Source organism: Glutamicibacter sp. X7, from assembly GCF_054889245.1.
Window position 1 is genome coordinate 439197 of record NZ_CM142678.1, and the last position, 13827, is coordinate 453023.

The window sequence follows — 13827 nt, forward strand, 5'->3', positions numbered from 1 at the left end:
TTTGAGAAGGGCAGATGTCAGCTCTGCTGCCAGATGCTGATCGTCGTGGCCTTAGACCAACCCTCCGCAAGGTGTTCGGCGTGGTCTTCGGACGCAATTAAGAATATCCAAGGTAGGCCATGGGCAAAGGCCGACCCCGCAAAACTAGCGATAACTGCTCGCCGTGCGGTGTCGGGGTCACTGGGCGCGAAAAGATCGGGGTCCGAGATCAATCCGAAAGTTGATCCATAATGCATCCGGCCGCGGGCCACGGGGCGATCGAAGTCGGCAACCTCAACAACGTCATAGTGATCCATGGGTGCTTCGAAGAGCACAGAGGTTTCAGCCAATTTCACGGACTGTTCCACGTCGGTTGGCTGTGCCGCAAGCAAGGTCATCGTGCTCAGCGGGGTGAAGCCCGCGCTACGCAGGGATTGCGCACTGCCGTCGTTGCCGGGCCCTAGGAGAATGAGTCTGCGTACGTCGGCTGGTGGTGTCCAGTCCGCGGCCGGCCAGTAACGCAGAATTTCGGCGTCGTTACCGTCTTGATCTACGGAGCGGACCTGATCTTCGCCGGGAAAAGACGCGATGCGATCGCGCAGAAGCGCATAGGCGGCGGTCCATTCGGGAAGTTGCCGCACTGCTGTGCCCATGGTGTATCCAACTCCTTGCCGTGGTGAGAAAAGGGATCCTTCATTCAGACTCTACGCCCACCATGTCCGAGCACAAGAAATGTGGTGAACCGTAGGTTACGAAGCCTTGGCCTGTAGTCGTTCGGAAGGATCGCGCTCCGCGCTCCCGGTGGTGGAATCCATCAGTTCCATGACATCCGTGAACAGCGAACGAACCACCGGCAGGCGGCAAAGCACGGCAAACTTTGCGATGACCGGCGCCAAGGCTATGGCCAACGCCCGGGAGCGGCGTTGCGTCTCGGAGGAGTCGTAGGCCCACACCGACATCAACTGGCGCGAAACGAGCCAGAGGAAACGCGGTAGATCCTTTCGGATGCCCAACGGCGGCAGGGGCCTGGCTTCGTCAACCACTTGACGCCATAACGCAAGTTCTATGCCCTCTCGCTGCGCGTCGGTCGCGTCCTGAGTCGCGGAACGCAGTACCTGCATAAAGGCCGGCCCGAAGTCGTGATAGGGGCGCATCACCTCGATCGCTTCCTTGAACACGATGCGAATATTGGCCTCAAGCGTATTGCCTTCGCCGAGCAACTCCTTGCATCGGCGATATTGTTCCGTGCGCAAATTCAGCAATAGGTGCCCCACGATCGCCTCTTTGGAGTCGAAGTAGTAGTACGCGTGAGACAACGAGACTCCGGCGCGCTGGGCAATGGTGCGCATGCTGGATTCGCGATAGCCGGACTCTGTGAAGCAGGTTAGGGCGGTATCCAACAGGTGCGCTCGAGTCGCTTTCCCTTTGGTGGTGCACGGCTGCATCCAAACTCCCTTTCCCGTGACTTTTCGTCTTCCCAGTTTAGTCATTTTTTGAACGCGTTCAAAAATTGTGCGTGGGCCACTGGAGTCCATGCGAACCGCATCACCGACCAAATCGATTGTTCAACTAGCTGGTGCGAAGAATACGTAGTGAGATGCTGAATTTCCGGTCTTTGACCTTTCAAATACCATTTGGGCGTGAAGCGCCTCACGGAAGCGTGTCTCGTACACCATGGGATACTTGGCAGGTAAGTGCTAATACAGCGGGAAGTGACTGACGCGAGCTTCGACTCGGCTCAATTCCTGGCGAACCACTTTGACAAGGACTTTTCTTATGGGCGTTGAAACCGCCAAGCCGTTCGCGCGGCCTTCGCGAGCACGTTTTGCTACGCCGGGTTCGGCGTACTTCTCCACCTTGCTCACCCTCATGGGAGCGGTGGTGATTCTCTCCAACATCGGCGCCTCTAAGGGCGTGATCATCGGACCTCTGGTCACCGACGGCGGGTTCTTCCTGTTTCCGCTGGCCTACATCTTGGGCGATGTGATCTCCGAGGTATACGGACTCAAGGCGGCGCGGCGCTCCATCATCACCACATTCGCTCTCGCGATTTTTGCCGTGGTGTGCTTCTGGATCATGATCCAGCTACCCGCGGCAGAGTTTTACGATGGCCAAGAAGCCCTTGAGCGCACGCTCGGACCGGTGTGGCAGATCGTTCTAGCCTCCGGACTGGGTTTCCTCGTCGGACAGCTCACCAATTCTTGGGTGCTGGTTCGGCTTAAGGAACGCTTTGGTGAGCGGGGTCTGATTGGTCGTCTGGTGGGATCCAGTGGCGTCGGGGAATTGCTGGATACGGTCATTTTCTGCTCGGTGGCCGCACCGGTTCTGGGGATTGCAGACGCCGGTACCTTCTTGAACTACGTTGTCGTCGGGTTCGTCTATAAGACAGCCGTTGAAGTCCTCTTCGTGCCTGTTACGGCGCTGGTTATCCGTTGGTTCAAGAAAGTCGAGCCCGGCTACAACGTTGAGCCCACTCAGCCTTAAGTCGTAGGACCGGTTCAGCACACCGAGCGACGTGTCACGCCCGCTCGCGTTGGTAGCGTGAGCGCTATGGATAGTACCGACGTAGCCCTGCGGCTCGATTCTTTGGAATTTGGCTACGCAGGACGCGCCTTGTGCGAACCGGTCACTGCGGTGCTGGAACCCGGAACCGGGTACGGCATCATCGGGAGCAACGGATCCGGTAAATCCACCCTGCTACGCACGATGGTTGGGGCTCAGCCGATGGTGGCAGGCGGCGTGTATTACCGCGGGGAGCCGTTACGGGAAGCCGACCGCATGGTGCGTGGGCAGGTCGCCGTTCAAATCGACGATGGCGCCTTCTTCGAAGAGCTGACCGTGGCCGAGCATCTGGAGCTAGTGGCGCGCGGACATCGGGTAGCCCGCTGGGAACGGGCGGTAGAGCACGAACTGGAGTTTTTCGCGCTTGCCGATGTCGCCGAGCACTTGCCGGCCGAGTTATCTTCGGGGCAACGCCGCAGGCTTCTCTTGGCTTCGACCTTGGTACGTCCGGCAAGTTTGCTCATATTCGACGAGCCCGAGCAGCGTCTCGACTACCAAATTCGGCAACGGCTCTACCATCGACTGGCTGAGCTCCGCGATGCACGCGGGGTGGGGTTGCTCGTGGTGAGCCATGACCCGCAATTGATCCGCCAATCACTGCAGCAGGTGCTGCTGCTCGAGGGACGGAGCATCCGGGCGCTCGACGCCGAATCCGGTGCCCGCTGGCTCGAAGGCCAAGTTTCATGACCGTCGCCAGCACAGACTTCGAGCCACAGGATATCTTCAGGCGTGCGCGTGCGCGGCGCAGTACCCAGGAGCGTTTTGATCGCTTTTCCGACGGATATATCTGGGTCTTAGCCGTCCTGATTCTCTTCGCCTATGTTGTATCGGCCAGCAACGCGGTGCTGTATGTTCTGCAATCGGCCGCAGCAGATACCGTGGTCCTGCCGACGGCGGTACTGGAGGTTTCACAGGCTCTTGCACTGCTTTTCCCATTACTGGTGTGCGGCGTGCTGGACCTCCTGCGGCGGCTTGGACCCTGTTCGATCAGCGCCGCCGAGTCCACCTGGGTGATGACCTTGCCGCAACGGTCGCGGGCCTTGCTGCGTGCGTGCCGCCGCCGGGCTCTCGGCCTTGGCGCCGGAGCCATGTTTCTGACTTGGGCCTTGTGGTACGTGGCGCTGATCGCGAGCGGGGCGAGTTTCGATCCGCTGACCCTGCTCGGTGGGTCGGTGGCCAGCGTGTTGCTGGGCACTCTGCTCGCAGGCCTTGCGATGCGGGCCCAGATCGTCGGGCGCCGAACCACACTGCGTCGGACCCTGCGCTGGGTGTCGCTCGGCTATCTCGCTACCTTAGGACTTCTGTGGTTAGGATCCATGGCGGGAGCCGGGCACTTGCTCGCACTAATCTCGAGCCGACTCGTTGACCTATGGGCGGCTCCGGGTAGCTGGCTGCTGATTGGAATCCTCGTCCTGCTTGGGGCATTGCTGGCCGTCGGCTCCACGCGCAGCGGGCTGGAACGGATCAGTCGTTTCGAGCTATCGCGGTCCGGAGCCCTTCAGGGCTCGCTAGTAGCCGCGCTCAGCCAGCTCGATATCCGAAATTTCGCGGCAGGGCTGGGAGAAGAGCGACCTGCGGGGCGCAGGAGGCGTCGCGGGCCCGTGGCACGGTTGGCACCGGTACCGCAGATCCTGACATTGAGCCTCTGGCGCTCGGCGCGCTGGCGACCGGCCGCGGTTCTTCTCGCCACGAGCGTGCTGTTGTTCCTGGTGGTTCGTGGGGCAGCGAATCCGCTGATGCTATTGCTCACGAGCCTAGTGCTGGTGGCATGCGTGAGTTTTCTGTTGGGATCGTGCGCGCGGCCGCTCATTTCGGTGCCCGGTCTCAGCCGCCTACTGGGCCTGCCACAGCAACAAATCCGCCGAGAGGTGGTGAACGGTCTTCTGGCCGTTGGCGCGCCGGTAGTTCTGGTGTGGGCTCTCGTTGCCCCGATGCTGGGAATCCTGCCCGCCAGCACGCTGCCGTGGTGGTTGGTGGCCTGTGCCGCGTTGCTCCCCGGCATCGCCGCTGGCGCGCTGGGCTACGCCGGGCGACCGATGCGCGACTGGGAAGAAATGCTCACGGTGGCGGGCAACGATGAGGCGATGGGGCTGTGGGCGATGCGGCAGCTGACACCACTGCTCAGCGCACTGGTGGCAGTGCTTCCCCTCGCGGCGGTGCTTCTGGGCCTCGCGCCACCAGCGCTACTGGTCGCGCTGGTGGTGAGCATGCTCAGATCGCTACCGCCGCTGCTGGGAGCGTTGCGTACTTAGCGTGCCGGAGGGTTCTGCGGATCCGGCCCACCGGCGTAGTACTCGGCAAGTACCTGCTCCTTGAGCTGATAGAAGGTGCCGTCCTCGATGGCAAGGCGGGCACGCTCAACCAGATTGACGGTGAAGTACTCGTTGTGGATTGAGATCAGCGTGTGGCTGAGCAGTTCCTTGGCCTTGTAGAGATGGTGAATATAGGCCCGAGTGTAGTGTGCGCAGGTGTAGCAACCGCAGCCTTCGGCCAGCGGCGTGAAGTCGCGCTTGTAGCGTTGCCCGGAGAGATTGAAACGGCCGTGCGGGGTGTAGAACGCCGAGTTACGGGCCACGCGGGTCGGGGAAACACAATCGAAGGTGTCGGCGCCGTTCTCAATTGCGGTGAAGATGTCATCCGGCTCCGAAATACCCAGCAGGTGCCGTGGCTTGTTTTCCGGAAGCTCCTCGGCGCACCAGCCGACAATGGTTCCCAGATTCTCCTTTTCCAGGGCGCCACCGATGCCGAACCCGTCGAAGGGCATTTGCGAGAGGTCGCGGCAGGCCTTGCGCCGCAGGTCTTCATACTGGGCTCCTTGAATCACTCCAAAGAGCGCCTGATAGTCCTTGCCGACGCGAGTATCGGTCAGCCGGAAGTGCTCGTCGATGCAACGTTGTGCCCAGCGCCGCGTACGTTCCAAGGACTCAACCTGGTAGCCACGAGAATTCTGCAAGGTGGTCAACTCGTCGAAGGCGAACATGATGTCGGCACCGATCTGGTGCTGCACCTGCATCGAAACCTCCGGAGTGAAACGGTGGCGCGTGCCGTCGAGATGGGACTTAAACCAGACACCATCCTCGTCGACGTTGGCCATGCGTTCCTTGCCCGGTGCCACGGCATCATCGGGCCCGGAGTTATCCACCGACTTCATATCGATGACCTTCTTGAATCCCGAGCCTAGCGACATGACCTGAAATCCGCCGGAGTCGGTGAAGGTGGGGTGCTCCCAGTTCATGAACTTGCCAAGGCCCCCGGCCTCGTCCAGCAAGTCAGCGCCCGGCTGGAGGTAGAGGTGATAGGCGTTTGCGAGAACCGCTTGGGCCCCGAGTTGTGCGACCTGCTCGGGAGTCACGGCCTTAACCGTGGCCTTCGTACCTACGGCAATGAAGGCAGGAGTCTTGATGGTGCCGTGCGGCGTGGTGATCGTGCCGGTTCGGCCAAGAGTCGGGTTGCCTTCGGAATCGACCAGTCGTGTACCTACTTCGTAGGAGAATTCGGCCTGGCGCGGGTGGGTTTCGCTGGGGGTAAAAGTCTGTTCGGACACCTTACTAGTGTGCCGTATGCGCGGCTGGGTGAGGAAAACGATAGCTAGCGGTGAGCGGCGTCCTAGCGATTCGTGCAGGTCGGCGCGAAAATGGTTGAAGAGTCTGCGGTGTTGAGGTGGAGGTTGCCAGTGGTTGAATATGCGCTAAAGCCCTTCGCGCGTTCGCTGATCACCCTGGGGCCAGCAACGAAAGACCACTGGATCGCGCTACGTACCGCGGTGGGCATTTTTGCCCCACTGACTTTGCTGCTGTTACTCGGCCGCCTGGACCTCATGGTCTACGTGGTGTTTGGTGCCTTCACGGGCGTCTACGGCCGTGTGCCGGGGTATTGGAATCGGCTACGCATGCAAGCACGTTCTGGCCTGATGTTTTTCATTCTGATTCTCGGGGCCATGCTGGCCAGCAAGTACTGGATTGACGCGGCAGATCCGAGCGGAGCGGCCTGGCAAATCATCGGGTTGACCACGGTGGTGGCGGGCGCTGGATCGGTAGTTTCGGGACTGTGGCAACTGCGCCCGACCGGTTCGCTATTCCACATTTTCGCCTTCGCGGCCATTGCCTCACTCCCACGGCAGGCGCCCATGGTCGATGCACTCCTGGCCGCCGGAGGAACGATACTTTTGGCCCTGGGGCTCGGTGCGGTGGGTTCGCTGGGAGCCGGTCCGGGAGCGTGGGCACGCACCGAACTTCCCAAACTGTCATCACGCATTCGCCAAGCCATCTGGTGGGAGGGCCTCTTCCACGTGCTCACCGCAGGGGCCGCGGGGGTAGCGGCCACGCTCATCGCACCACACCTCTCGGCGGGTCATACCTACTGGGCAATGGTCGCCGCCGTGGTGCCCTTGGCCGGGCACACCACCCGCCACCGCGTGCGTCGCGGGTTGCATCGTGTCTTGGGAACGTTGGCTGGCATGATCTTCATGCTGGCCTTGATTCCGCTGAACCCGCCCTTGTGGGCCTTGGTGCTCACCTTAGGGTGCTTCCAATTCCTGACCGAGATGTTCGTGCTTCGCAACTATTTCTTGGCACAAATCTTCGTCACCCCAATGGCCCTCGTGGGTGTTTCCTTGGGCACCGGCCTAGGCGGGGCGGTCATTTACGACCGCATCATCGAAACCGTGATCGGTTCGTGCATCGGCGTGCTTGGTGTGGTGGCGGGAAGCCTGCTCGGGCGGGCGCTACGCAAGAAATACGGGATTGCTTAGCGCGGCACCCGCAAGGCCTAGATATTGATCCCAACGTGCGCCATGGCTTGGCGCAGAATGTTCTCGCGGCCACCGGCAAACTCCGATTGAATGTCTTCGCTCAGCGCCTCAGCCGGGGTAAGCCACGTAAGCTCTAAGGCATCTTGGCGTGGTGAGGACTCGCCACGTACCGGCACGATGTAGCACATCGAGACCGCATGTTGCCGATCGTCGGTCAGTCCGGTTTCGCTCGGGGCCGGGAAGTATTCCGCGATGGTGAAAGGCACCGGGCTCGCCGGTAGCTGGGGCAACACCATCGTGCCCAGGTCCTTTTCGATATGCCGGGTGAGGGCAGCACGAATGGTTTCGCGGTACATCACACGACCCGAGACGAAGGTACGGCGCATCTGCCCCGAGTGATCGGCGGTCAGCAGGAGGCCGACCTCGTTGACATAGCCCAGCGGGTCCAAGCGCACCGGAATGGCCTCAACGTAAAGCATCGGCAGGCGCTGACGGGCCTCGTAGAGGTCCTCCTCGCTGAGCCAGCCGGGATAGGGATCGGGTGTGCGCACGTTCATAACTCCATCTTGGTACATGCCCGCCGCAGATCCGCGAATCGGCTAATTGTGTCGCGTAATTCACTTTTTTGACGCCCGTCGTTTGCTGGTGCTCACTTCGGTGGCTCGCTACTATTGATAGAGATTTATCAATCACTCGTGGAGCGTCTGCGGCCACACCATTTTGCTCATCCCTTCCTGAAGCGGAGCTGGACATGTCGACCTCGACCGAGCGGTTAAGTCCGCAAAGCCTGATGACGATCACCGTATTGATCGTTTCCACCTTCGTGGTCATCCTGAATGAAACGATCATGAACGTGGCACTGCCGGTGCTCATGCATGAATTTTCGGTCAGCCCCGACACGATTCAGTGGTTGGCCACCATCTTCATGCTCACCATGGCGGTAGTGATCCCCACCACCGGCTTCCTGCTGCAGAAGCTCAGCACCCGCAAGGCATTCATGCTGGCCATGGGCCTGTTCACCGTCGGCACGATTCTGGCTGCCGCGGCCCCGGGTTTCTCGGTGCTGCTCATTGCTCGCGTTATCCAGGCCTCGGGCACGGCAATCATGATGCCGTTGCTGATGACCACCATCCTTGATCTGGTGCCGCCCGAACGTCGCGGCGTGCTGATGGGAAATGTCTCCATCGTGATCTCGGTGGCTCCGGCGGTAGGGCCGACGATCTCGGGACTCATCCTGCAATTCCTGTCGTGGCGCTTCATGTTCATCGCGGTGGCGCCGATTGCGATCCTGGCCCTGCTGATTGGTGCCCCGCGACTTGGGAACGAGCCCGGCGAATCGCGGGCACCGCTGTCCTTCGTCTCGCTTCTGTTGGCCGTGCCCGGCTTCGGCGGTCTAGTCTACGGCTTGAGCCGACTCTCGGCGGCCGGTTTCGACGCGTCGAACGCCATGATTCTGGCCGGTGCGCTGATCTGCCTGGTGGCCTTCGCGCTACTGCAATCGCGCCTGCAACGAAACGAGCGAGCCCTACTCGATCTGCGGCCCTTTACCTACCGCCCCTTCACCTTGGGTCTGCTTTTGATGATCTTCGCGATGGTTGCGCTGTTCGGTGTAATCATCCTGCTCCCGATGTACTTCAGCAATATCCTGGGCTTCGAAACGCTGACCACCGGATTGATTCTGTTGCCCGGCGGCCTGCTCATGGGCCTGCTCGCCCCGACGGTCGGTCGCCTATTCGACAAGCTCGGACCCGCGCCTTTGGTGGTGCCTGGCGCCGCATTGCTGGTCCTGGTGTTGCTGGGATATGCGGTGGTCTTGGGGCCGGAGACCGCCGTCTGGCTTCTGATCGTGATGCACTTGGTGATGTCTCTGGGCATGGCGTTGATTTTCACCCCCGCCTTCACCACCGCATTGAACCCGCTGCCGCATGAACTTCATTCGCATGGTTCTGCCGTCCTCTCGACGCTCCAGCAGCTCGGCGGAGCATTGGGCACCGCGCTGGTCGTTGGCGTGGTGGCGGCCAGCACGACGGCCAAGCTGGCCGCCGGGGTACCGCAGCCACAGGCGAGTATCGAAGGGTTCTCGGCCGGATTCTTCGTCGCCGCGGCCTGCGGCCTCGCGGTCTTGGTCCTTGGGGCCATGCTGGGCGGAAAGAAAGTCGTAGTTGAGCCGGCCTCCGAACCGGGGGCCGTACCGGCCGACCACTGACCCATTGGGCAACGGCGAGGGCCGCCGGGAGGCGCACCGAACAGGTGCTACCTCCCGGCGGCCCCTCTCATACGCATATTTAGAGCCCGCCCGCGACGCGCAGAATGCTACCGGTGGCGTAAGTGGCTCCGGGGCTGAAGAACCAGTCCACCGCAGCGGCGATTTCCTCGACTTCTCCGGGTCGCCCCAGCGGGATCCGTTCCGCCACACGATCCGGCCGCTGCGGATCCAAGTGGAAACCGGTGCGAATTGTTCCCGGGCTCACGGCGTTGACTCGAATACCCTCTGGGGCGAGTTCTTTGGCCAGACCGAGAGTGAAACTTTCAAGGCCTGCCTTGGCCGCGGCGTAATGCACATATTCCCCGGGAGCCCCGCTGGCGGCCGCAACCGAAGAAATATTAACTATCACCGCGCCACGTTCCATGCGTTGTAGCGCATATTTCGTGATTTGGATGGGTGCGGTCAGATTGAGCGCAAGATCCCGGCTGATCGACTCATCGGGGGCCTGCCTCAACGGCCCGCTGTAGGAAATCGCCCCGGCATTATTGACCAAGCCATGCAGGGGGCCAAGCTCATGGATATTGGTAAAGAGCTCTTGTAGCTGCAGAGCGTCGCTCAGGTCGGCATAGCGTAGATAGGCCGCGCGGCCCATCGCCGCTATGTCGGCGCAGACCTGTTCGGCCTCGCTACTGGGGTGTCGGGCGTGAACGATCAGATCAAAGCCCGACTGGGCCAACGTTCGGGCGATCGCCGCTCCAATCCCGCGGGCTGCCCCGGTGACCAATATAAGGCTCATGAGCAGAAGCCTACCGCGCGTCGCGGGGACCGTTGCTTCAAAATTTCAAGGAGCGCACCTAGGCTGGCTGTGAGCCATCCCACCGCGGCAGATCCTGTGGTGGGGCGGGTGCACACGAGCAAAGGAGCTTTTCCATGAACTTGTCCGGATTTACCGCCATCGTCACCGGAGGCCTTTCTGGCCTGGGGCGGGCAACCGCCACGGAGCTGGCTGGCGCCGGCAATACCGTCGCTGTCTTTGACCTGCCACGGGAGGACGGTGAGCAGTTGGCCGCACAGATTGGCGAGTCGGTGCATTATTTCCCGGTGGATGTGGCCGATGCCGAGCAGGTCGAGGCGGCCGTCGAACAGGTGGTCGCGCTAGGGCCGCTACGTGTGGTGGTCAACTGCGCCGGTGTGGCGACCCCCGGGAAGGTTCTGGGACGAGATGGAGTGTTGCCTTTGGAGAAATTCGAACGAGTGCTTCGCGTGAACGTCACCGGCACCTTCAACGTGATTCGATGTGCCGCCCAGAAAATGAGCGAACTCGATGCGCTCTCCGATGGTTACGGCCGATCCGAGCGCGGGGTAATCGTCAACACCGCCAGCGTGGCGGCCTTCGATGGGCAAATCGGCCAACCCGCCTACGCGGCTTCCAAGGGTGCGGTGGCGTCGATGACCTTGCCGTTGGCTCGTGAACTAGCACGACATGAGATTCGCGTGATGACCGTCGCCCCGGGAATCTTCTCCACGCCCATGATGGCCGGACTGCCGCAGGAGGCGCAGGACTCCCTTGGCGCCCAGGTGCCACATCCCTCACGACTCGGGCAACCGGCGGAGTACGCCCAGCTGGTGCGGCACATTGTGGAGAACAGCATGCTCAACGGTGAGGTGATTCGACTCGACGGAGCCATTCGGATGGCTCCGCGGTAGTCAGAAATCTAGCTCTTCACCACGTAGGGCACGATGCTCGGCGTGGTTGATCTGGTAGCGCCGATTTTCTGCGCTGAGCGCCACCACGATGGCTAGTAGTCCGTAGCCGAGGCCCAGCCACCAGCCGGCACTATGATCCAGAAACACCATCACCGCAGCAAGCAGTAGCGGTAGCGTGAAGCCCAACGCCACCGAGTGACGGCCCCGTTCGGAATGTGCAATCGAGGTGGCTACCAGGGTGGCCAGGAAAATCAGACCCAGCGCCGCCCATGCGTTCTCGGACAGCGGTTCGGGCAAGATGGGTAGGATCCATTGCGCCGTGAGAAAGAGCAGGTAGCCGGCCGCCAGCCCGAGTGGAGCATCGCAGAGAACTCGCTCGTTCCAGCTCCGGGCGGTGTGGCGGTTGAGCTGTCGAATGGCCAGTAACGCGCTGATGGTCGCGCACACTGCAAACCCAGTTGCCGGCAGCGGCAAGAACGCGGCGGCAAAGGTCAGGGCCACGGCAAAGAGCGCCCAGGTGGCGATGGCATAAGGGGTGGCCGCGCGCTGTCGTCGAGCACTACGCTGGGCGCTGAGCCAGCCGAATCCGGCATGGGCAAGGGCCGCTACCGCCAGGAGCACCAGGAGCCACGGTTGGATCGTCGCGTCGTTCAGCAAGTCGCTTCCGGTGCGTTGCTGGGCTTGCGGGCCGAATGCCAAGACGGTGATTAGCAGTAGCAGCGCCGCGCCCACCGCCGTCGCCTGACGGTACGTGTCGACCGGCTCGGGAGCTGGATTGGCCCTCCGATCCGGGGCTGCATAGGGCAGGGGCACCGCGCGGGGACGCCCAGCGAGAATCGCGTCGCGTGCCTGCTCCACGAGTTCGGCCAGGTTGCTTTGCTCCGGGTTCTGCTCGCGTTCACCGCTCATCGGTACCACCTTGCGCCTCGGCCACGGGTTACTTGTTCCACAGCCTAGACGCGCCAGCGCGCCCTGAACAGTCCCGCTTAGCTCGAGGGAGCCTCGCAGAGCGTGCGGTGTGAGGTGAACTCGCGGCGTTCTCCGCTCAGCGGATCGGTGAAGGCAATGCTGCGGGCCAGAAGCTGCAGGGGGCGGCGGTAGTCATCTTCGGCCCAGTCCCACAGCCTCGGGTAGAAGGCATCATTGATAATGCCCAGTCCCAAGCTGGCAAGGTGCACACGTAGCTGGTGGGTTTTGCCGGTCAGCGGGTCCAGATCGAGTAGCGCCACTTCGGTCCCGGCGAAGTGCCCGGCGCTACGGCCGCGGGCGGCAACGGAGATCAAGGTGCTGGCATTGGGCGTGCCTTGTTCGACCACCGAGCGCAGTTGGCCTTTGACTTTGGACATTCGGTTTTCGTAGCGCAACGGCATCTGCTGGAGCACCTCGCCCAGCTCGTGCGGCTCGAGGGAGGGCAGTTCTTCCGGTAACCGCACTCCTGTTTCCAGCCCTGAGCGCGGTTCAAGCGCCACCACCGCCTGATAGCGCTTGGTGATTTCGCGGCGTTCGAACAGGGTTTGATAGGCTCCGCGCGTTTCAGGATTGACCGCGAAGAGGATGACGCCGGCAGTGGCACGGTCGAGTCGATGCATCGGAACCAGATCATCGATCCCTGTCTGATTGCGCAATCTGACGAGTGCCGATTCCTGAATGAAGCGGCCCCCGGGAGTCGTTGGCAAAAAATGAGGCTTATCCACGGCGAGTAGATGCTCGTCGTGGTGCAGGATTGCCGCCTCGAAGGGAATCGGGGTCTCGACCGGAAGCGAGCGGTAGTACCAAATAAACTCGTGAGCGCCCAGCGGCGTATCCACGGTCAGTGGGCTGCCGCCAAGGCCGACGATCTCCCCGTCGGCGAAACGGCGCAGAATCCCCTCGGGGTCCACGTGACCGAAACGCTCGAGTAGGTAATCGGCCACGGTGTGCCACGGGCCGCTGCTGGGAAGCCGCAGTCGGGTGGCATTAACGCCATTGCGCACCGGGAGAGGGGAAGCCATTGCCATGGTTTCATTCTCCCAGCATCCGCAACGGCGTTTAAATCCGGCGGCGCTGGCACGTAGGCTGGGGCCGAGAGAGAACGGTTGAGCTACCCGGAGAAAGGCGTTGGATGAGTCTGAGCCTGCGAATTATTGCCGAATCGGATGCCGAGGCGCTGTGTGAACTGCTGCAAGCGAATAAGGAGCATTTGCAACCGTGGGAGCCGCTACGCGAGTCGGCCTTCTTCAGCGAGCGGGGGCAGCGCGAACTGATCCGCCAGTCGTTACGGGCCCACGAGCTAGGTGCACAGTACCCCTTCGTGATTGTGGGTGAGAATGGTGAGCTGCTGGGCAGGCTGAACCTCAATTCGGTGATTCGTGGGGCGTTGCAGTCCTGTGCGATCAGTTATTGGGTGCGCGCCGACCGGTTGCGTCGGGGCTATGCCTCGCAGGCTGTTCATCAGGCCGTGAGATTCGCTTTCGACGTGCTCGGGCTGCATCGGGTGCAGGCCAAAACACTTCCGGAAAATCTGGCCTCACAGGCGGTGCTCAAACGCGCCGGGTTCACGCTTTATGGTGTCACCCCGCAATATTTGAAGATTAACGGGACGTGGCGCGACCACCTGATGTTCCACATCTTGTCTCAGTAGCCG

The 13827-nt window shown here is 61.7% G+C and carries 14 protein-coding genes; 7 read left to right on the forward strand and 7 right to left on the reverse strand.

The window, feature by feature from the left end:
• Positions 1–17: 17 nt before the first annotated feature.
• The gene (locus ACYU0X_RS02175) at positions 18–632 is read right to left on the reverse strand and encodes a hypothetical protein (RefSeq protein WP_459275099.1); all 615 of its coding nucleotides are present in this window, start codon (positions 630–632) and stop codon (positions 18–20) included.
• Between the two features lie 96 nt (positions 633–728).
• Entirely contained in the window at positions 729–1514 is a 786-nt protein-coding gene (locus ACYU0X_RS02180) for a TetR/AcrR family transcriptional regulator (protein ID WP_461902000.1), read from the reverse strand.
• A 241-nt stretch (positions 1515–1755) separates the two neighbouring features.
• Here ACYU0X_RS02180 and ACYU0X_RS02185 point away from each other — a divergent pair, with 241 nt between their 5' ends.
• From ACYU0X_RS02185 to ACYU0X_RS02195, 3 genes are all read left to right on the forward strand, one after another.
• On the forward strand, positions 1756–2463 hold the full coding sequence (locus ACYU0X_RS02185; RefSeq protein ID WP_461902001.1) for a queuosine precursor transporter: 708 nt from the start codon (positions 1756–1758) through the stop codon (positions 2461–2463).
• A gap of 66 nt (positions 2464–2529) precedes the next feature.
• Positions 2530–3228, forward strand: coding sequence for an ABC transporter ATP-binding protein (locus ACYU0X_RS02190; protein ID WP_461902002.1), 699 nt, complete (start codon positions 2530–2532; stop codon positions 3226–3228).
• On the forward strand, positions 3225–4793 hold the full coding sequence (locus ACYU0X_RS02195; protein WP_461902004.1) for a DUF6297 family protein: 1569 nt from the start codon (positions 3225–3227) through the stop codon (positions 4791–4793). Before ACYU0X_RS02190 ends, ACYU0X_RS02195 begins: the two co-directional genes overlap by 4 nt.
• Here the strand turns inward: ACYU0X_RS02195 and tgt are convergent.
• Positions 4790–6085: a tRNA guanosine(34) transglycosylase Tgt gene (tgt, locus tag ACYU0X_RS02200; protein WP_309408982.1), complete on the reverse strand. Its 1296-nt coding sequence runs from the start codon at positions 6083–6085 to the stop codon at positions 4790–4792. The genes ACYU0X_RS02195 and tgt overlap by 4 nt on opposite strands.
• A 129-nt stretch (positions 6086–6214) precedes the next feature.
• Here tgt and ACYU0X_RS02205 point away from each other — a divergent pair, with 129 nt between their 5' ends.
• The gene (locus ACYU0X_RS02205; RefSeq protein WP_418909288.1) at positions 6215–7291 is read left to right on the forward strand and encodes an FUSC family protein; all 1077 of its coding nucleotides are present in this window, start codon (positions 6215–6217) and stop codon (positions 7289–7291) included.
• 17 nt (positions 7292–7308) lie between these two features.
• On the opposite strand, the gene ACYU0X_RS02210 is transcribed toward ACYU0X_RS02205, so the two are convergent.
• Positions 7309–7848: an NUDIX hydrolase family protein gene (locus tag ACYU0X_RS02210; RefSeq protein ID WP_309408979.1), complete on the reverse strand. Its 540-nt coding sequence runs from the start codon at positions 7846–7848 to the stop codon at positions 7309–7311.
• A gap of 194 nt (positions 7849–8042) precedes the next feature.
• Here ACYU0X_RS02210 and ACYU0X_RS02215 point away from each other — a divergent pair, with 194 nt between their 5' ends.
• Positions 8043–9497, forward strand: coding sequence for a DHA2 family efflux MFS transporter permease subunit (locus tag ACYU0X_RS02215; protein ID WP_461902005.1), 1455 nt, complete (start codon positions 8043–8045; stop codon positions 9495–9497).
• Between the two features lie 79 nt (positions 9498–9576).
• Here the strand turns inward: ACYU0X_RS02215 and ACYU0X_RS02220 are convergent, their stop codons facing one another.
• Complete coding sequence (locus ACYU0X_RS02220) at positions 9577–10293, reverse strand: SDR family NAD(P)-dependent oxidoreductase (protein WP_461902006.1); 717 nt, start codon at positions 10291–10293, stop codon at positions 9577–9579.
• 134 nt (positions 10294–10427) lie between these two features.
• On the opposite strand from ACYU0X_RS02220, the gene ACYU0X_RS02225 reads away from it, so the two are divergent.
• Positions 10428–11204 carry a 3-hydroxyacyl-CoA dehydrogenase gene (locus ACYU0X_RS02225; RefSeq protein WP_461902007.1) on the forward strand — a complete coding sequence of 259 codons (777 nt, stop codon included), beginning with the start codon at positions 10428–10430 and terminating at the stop codon, positions 11202–11204.
• On the opposite strand, the gene ACYU0X_RS02230 is transcribed toward ACYU0X_RS02225, so the two are convergent.
• Both ACYU0X_RS02230 and ACYU0X_RS02235 read right to left on the reverse strand, forming a co-directional pair.
• Positions 11205–12113, reverse strand: coding sequence for a hypothetical protein (locus ACYU0X_RS02230; protein ID WP_461902008.1), 909 nt, complete (start codon positions 12111–12113; stop codon positions 11205–11207).
• A 77-nt stretch (positions 12114–12190) separates the two neighbouring features.
• Positions 12191–13201, reverse strand: a complete 1011-nt coding sequence (locus ACYU0X_RS02235; protein WP_461902009.1) for a pseudouridine synthase — start codon at positions 13199–13201, stop codon at positions 12191–12193.
• A gap of 104 nt (positions 13202–13305) precedes the next feature.
• Between ACYU0X_RS02235 and ACYU0X_RS02240 the strand changes: the two genes are divergently transcribed.
• Positions 13306–13824, forward strand: a complete 519-nt coding sequence (locus ACYU0X_RS02240; RefSeq protein WP_461902010.1) for a GNAT family N-acetyltransferase — start codon at positions 13306–13308, stop codon at positions 13822–13824.
• Positions 13825–13827 lie beyond the last annotated feature (3 nt).

What these genes read in the sequence shown, in the direction of transcription:
- ACYU0X_RS02175 (WP_459275099.1), bottom strand. Translation starts at nt 632, where the DNA reads ATGGGCACAGCAGTGCGGCAACTTCCCGAATGGACCGCCGCCTATGCG.
- ACYU0X_RS02180 (WP_461902000.1), bottom strand. Translation starts at nt 1,514, where the DNA reads ATGGACTCCAGTGGCCCACGCACAATTTTTGAACGCGTTCAAAAAATG.
- ACYU0X_RS02185 (WP_461902001.1), top strand. Translation starts at nt 1,756, where the DNA reads ATGGGCGTTGAAACCGCCAAGCCGTTCGCGCGGCCTTCGCGAGCACGT.
- ACYU0X_RS02190 (WP_461902002.1), top strand. Translation starts at nt 2,530, where the DNA reads ATGGATAGTACCGACGTAGCCCTGCGGCTCGATTCTTTGGAATTTGGC.
- ACYU0X_RS02195 (WP_461902004.1), top strand. Translation starts at nt 3,225, where the DNA reads ATGACCGTCGCCAGCACAGACTTCGAGCCACAGGATATCTTCAGGCGT.
- ACYU0X_RS02210 (WP_309408979.1), bottom strand. Translation starts at nt 7,848, where the DNA reads ATGAACGTGCGCACACCCGATCCCTATCCCGGCTGGCTCAGCGAGGAG.
- ACYU0X_RS02215 (WP_461902005.1), top strand. Translation starts at nt 8,043, where the DNA reads ATGTCGACCTCGACCGAGCGGTTAAGTCCGCAAAGCCTGATGACGATC.
- ACYU0X_RS02220 (WP_461902006.1), bottom strand. Translation starts at nt 10,293, where the DNA reads ATGAGCCTTATATTGGTCACCGGGGCAGCCCGCGGGATTGGAGCGGCG.
- ACYU0X_RS02225 (WP_461902007.1), top strand. Translation starts at nt 10,428, where the DNA reads ATGAACTTGTCCGGATTTACCGCCATCGTCACCGGAGGCCTTTCTGGC.
- ACYU0X_RS02230 (WP_461902008.1), bottom strand. Translation starts at nt 12,113, where the DNA reads ATGAGCGGTGAACGCGAGCAGAACCCGGAGCAAAGCAACCTGGCCGAA.
- ACYU0X_RS02235 (WP_461902009.1), bottom strand. Translation starts at nt 13,201, where the DNA reads ATGGCAATGGCTTCCCCTCTCCCGGTGCGCAATGGCGTTAATGCCACC.
- ACYU0X_RS02240 (WP_461902010.1), top strand. Translation starts at nt 13,306, where the DNA reads ATGAGTCTGAGCCTGCGAATTATTGCCGAATCGGATGCCGAGGCGCTG.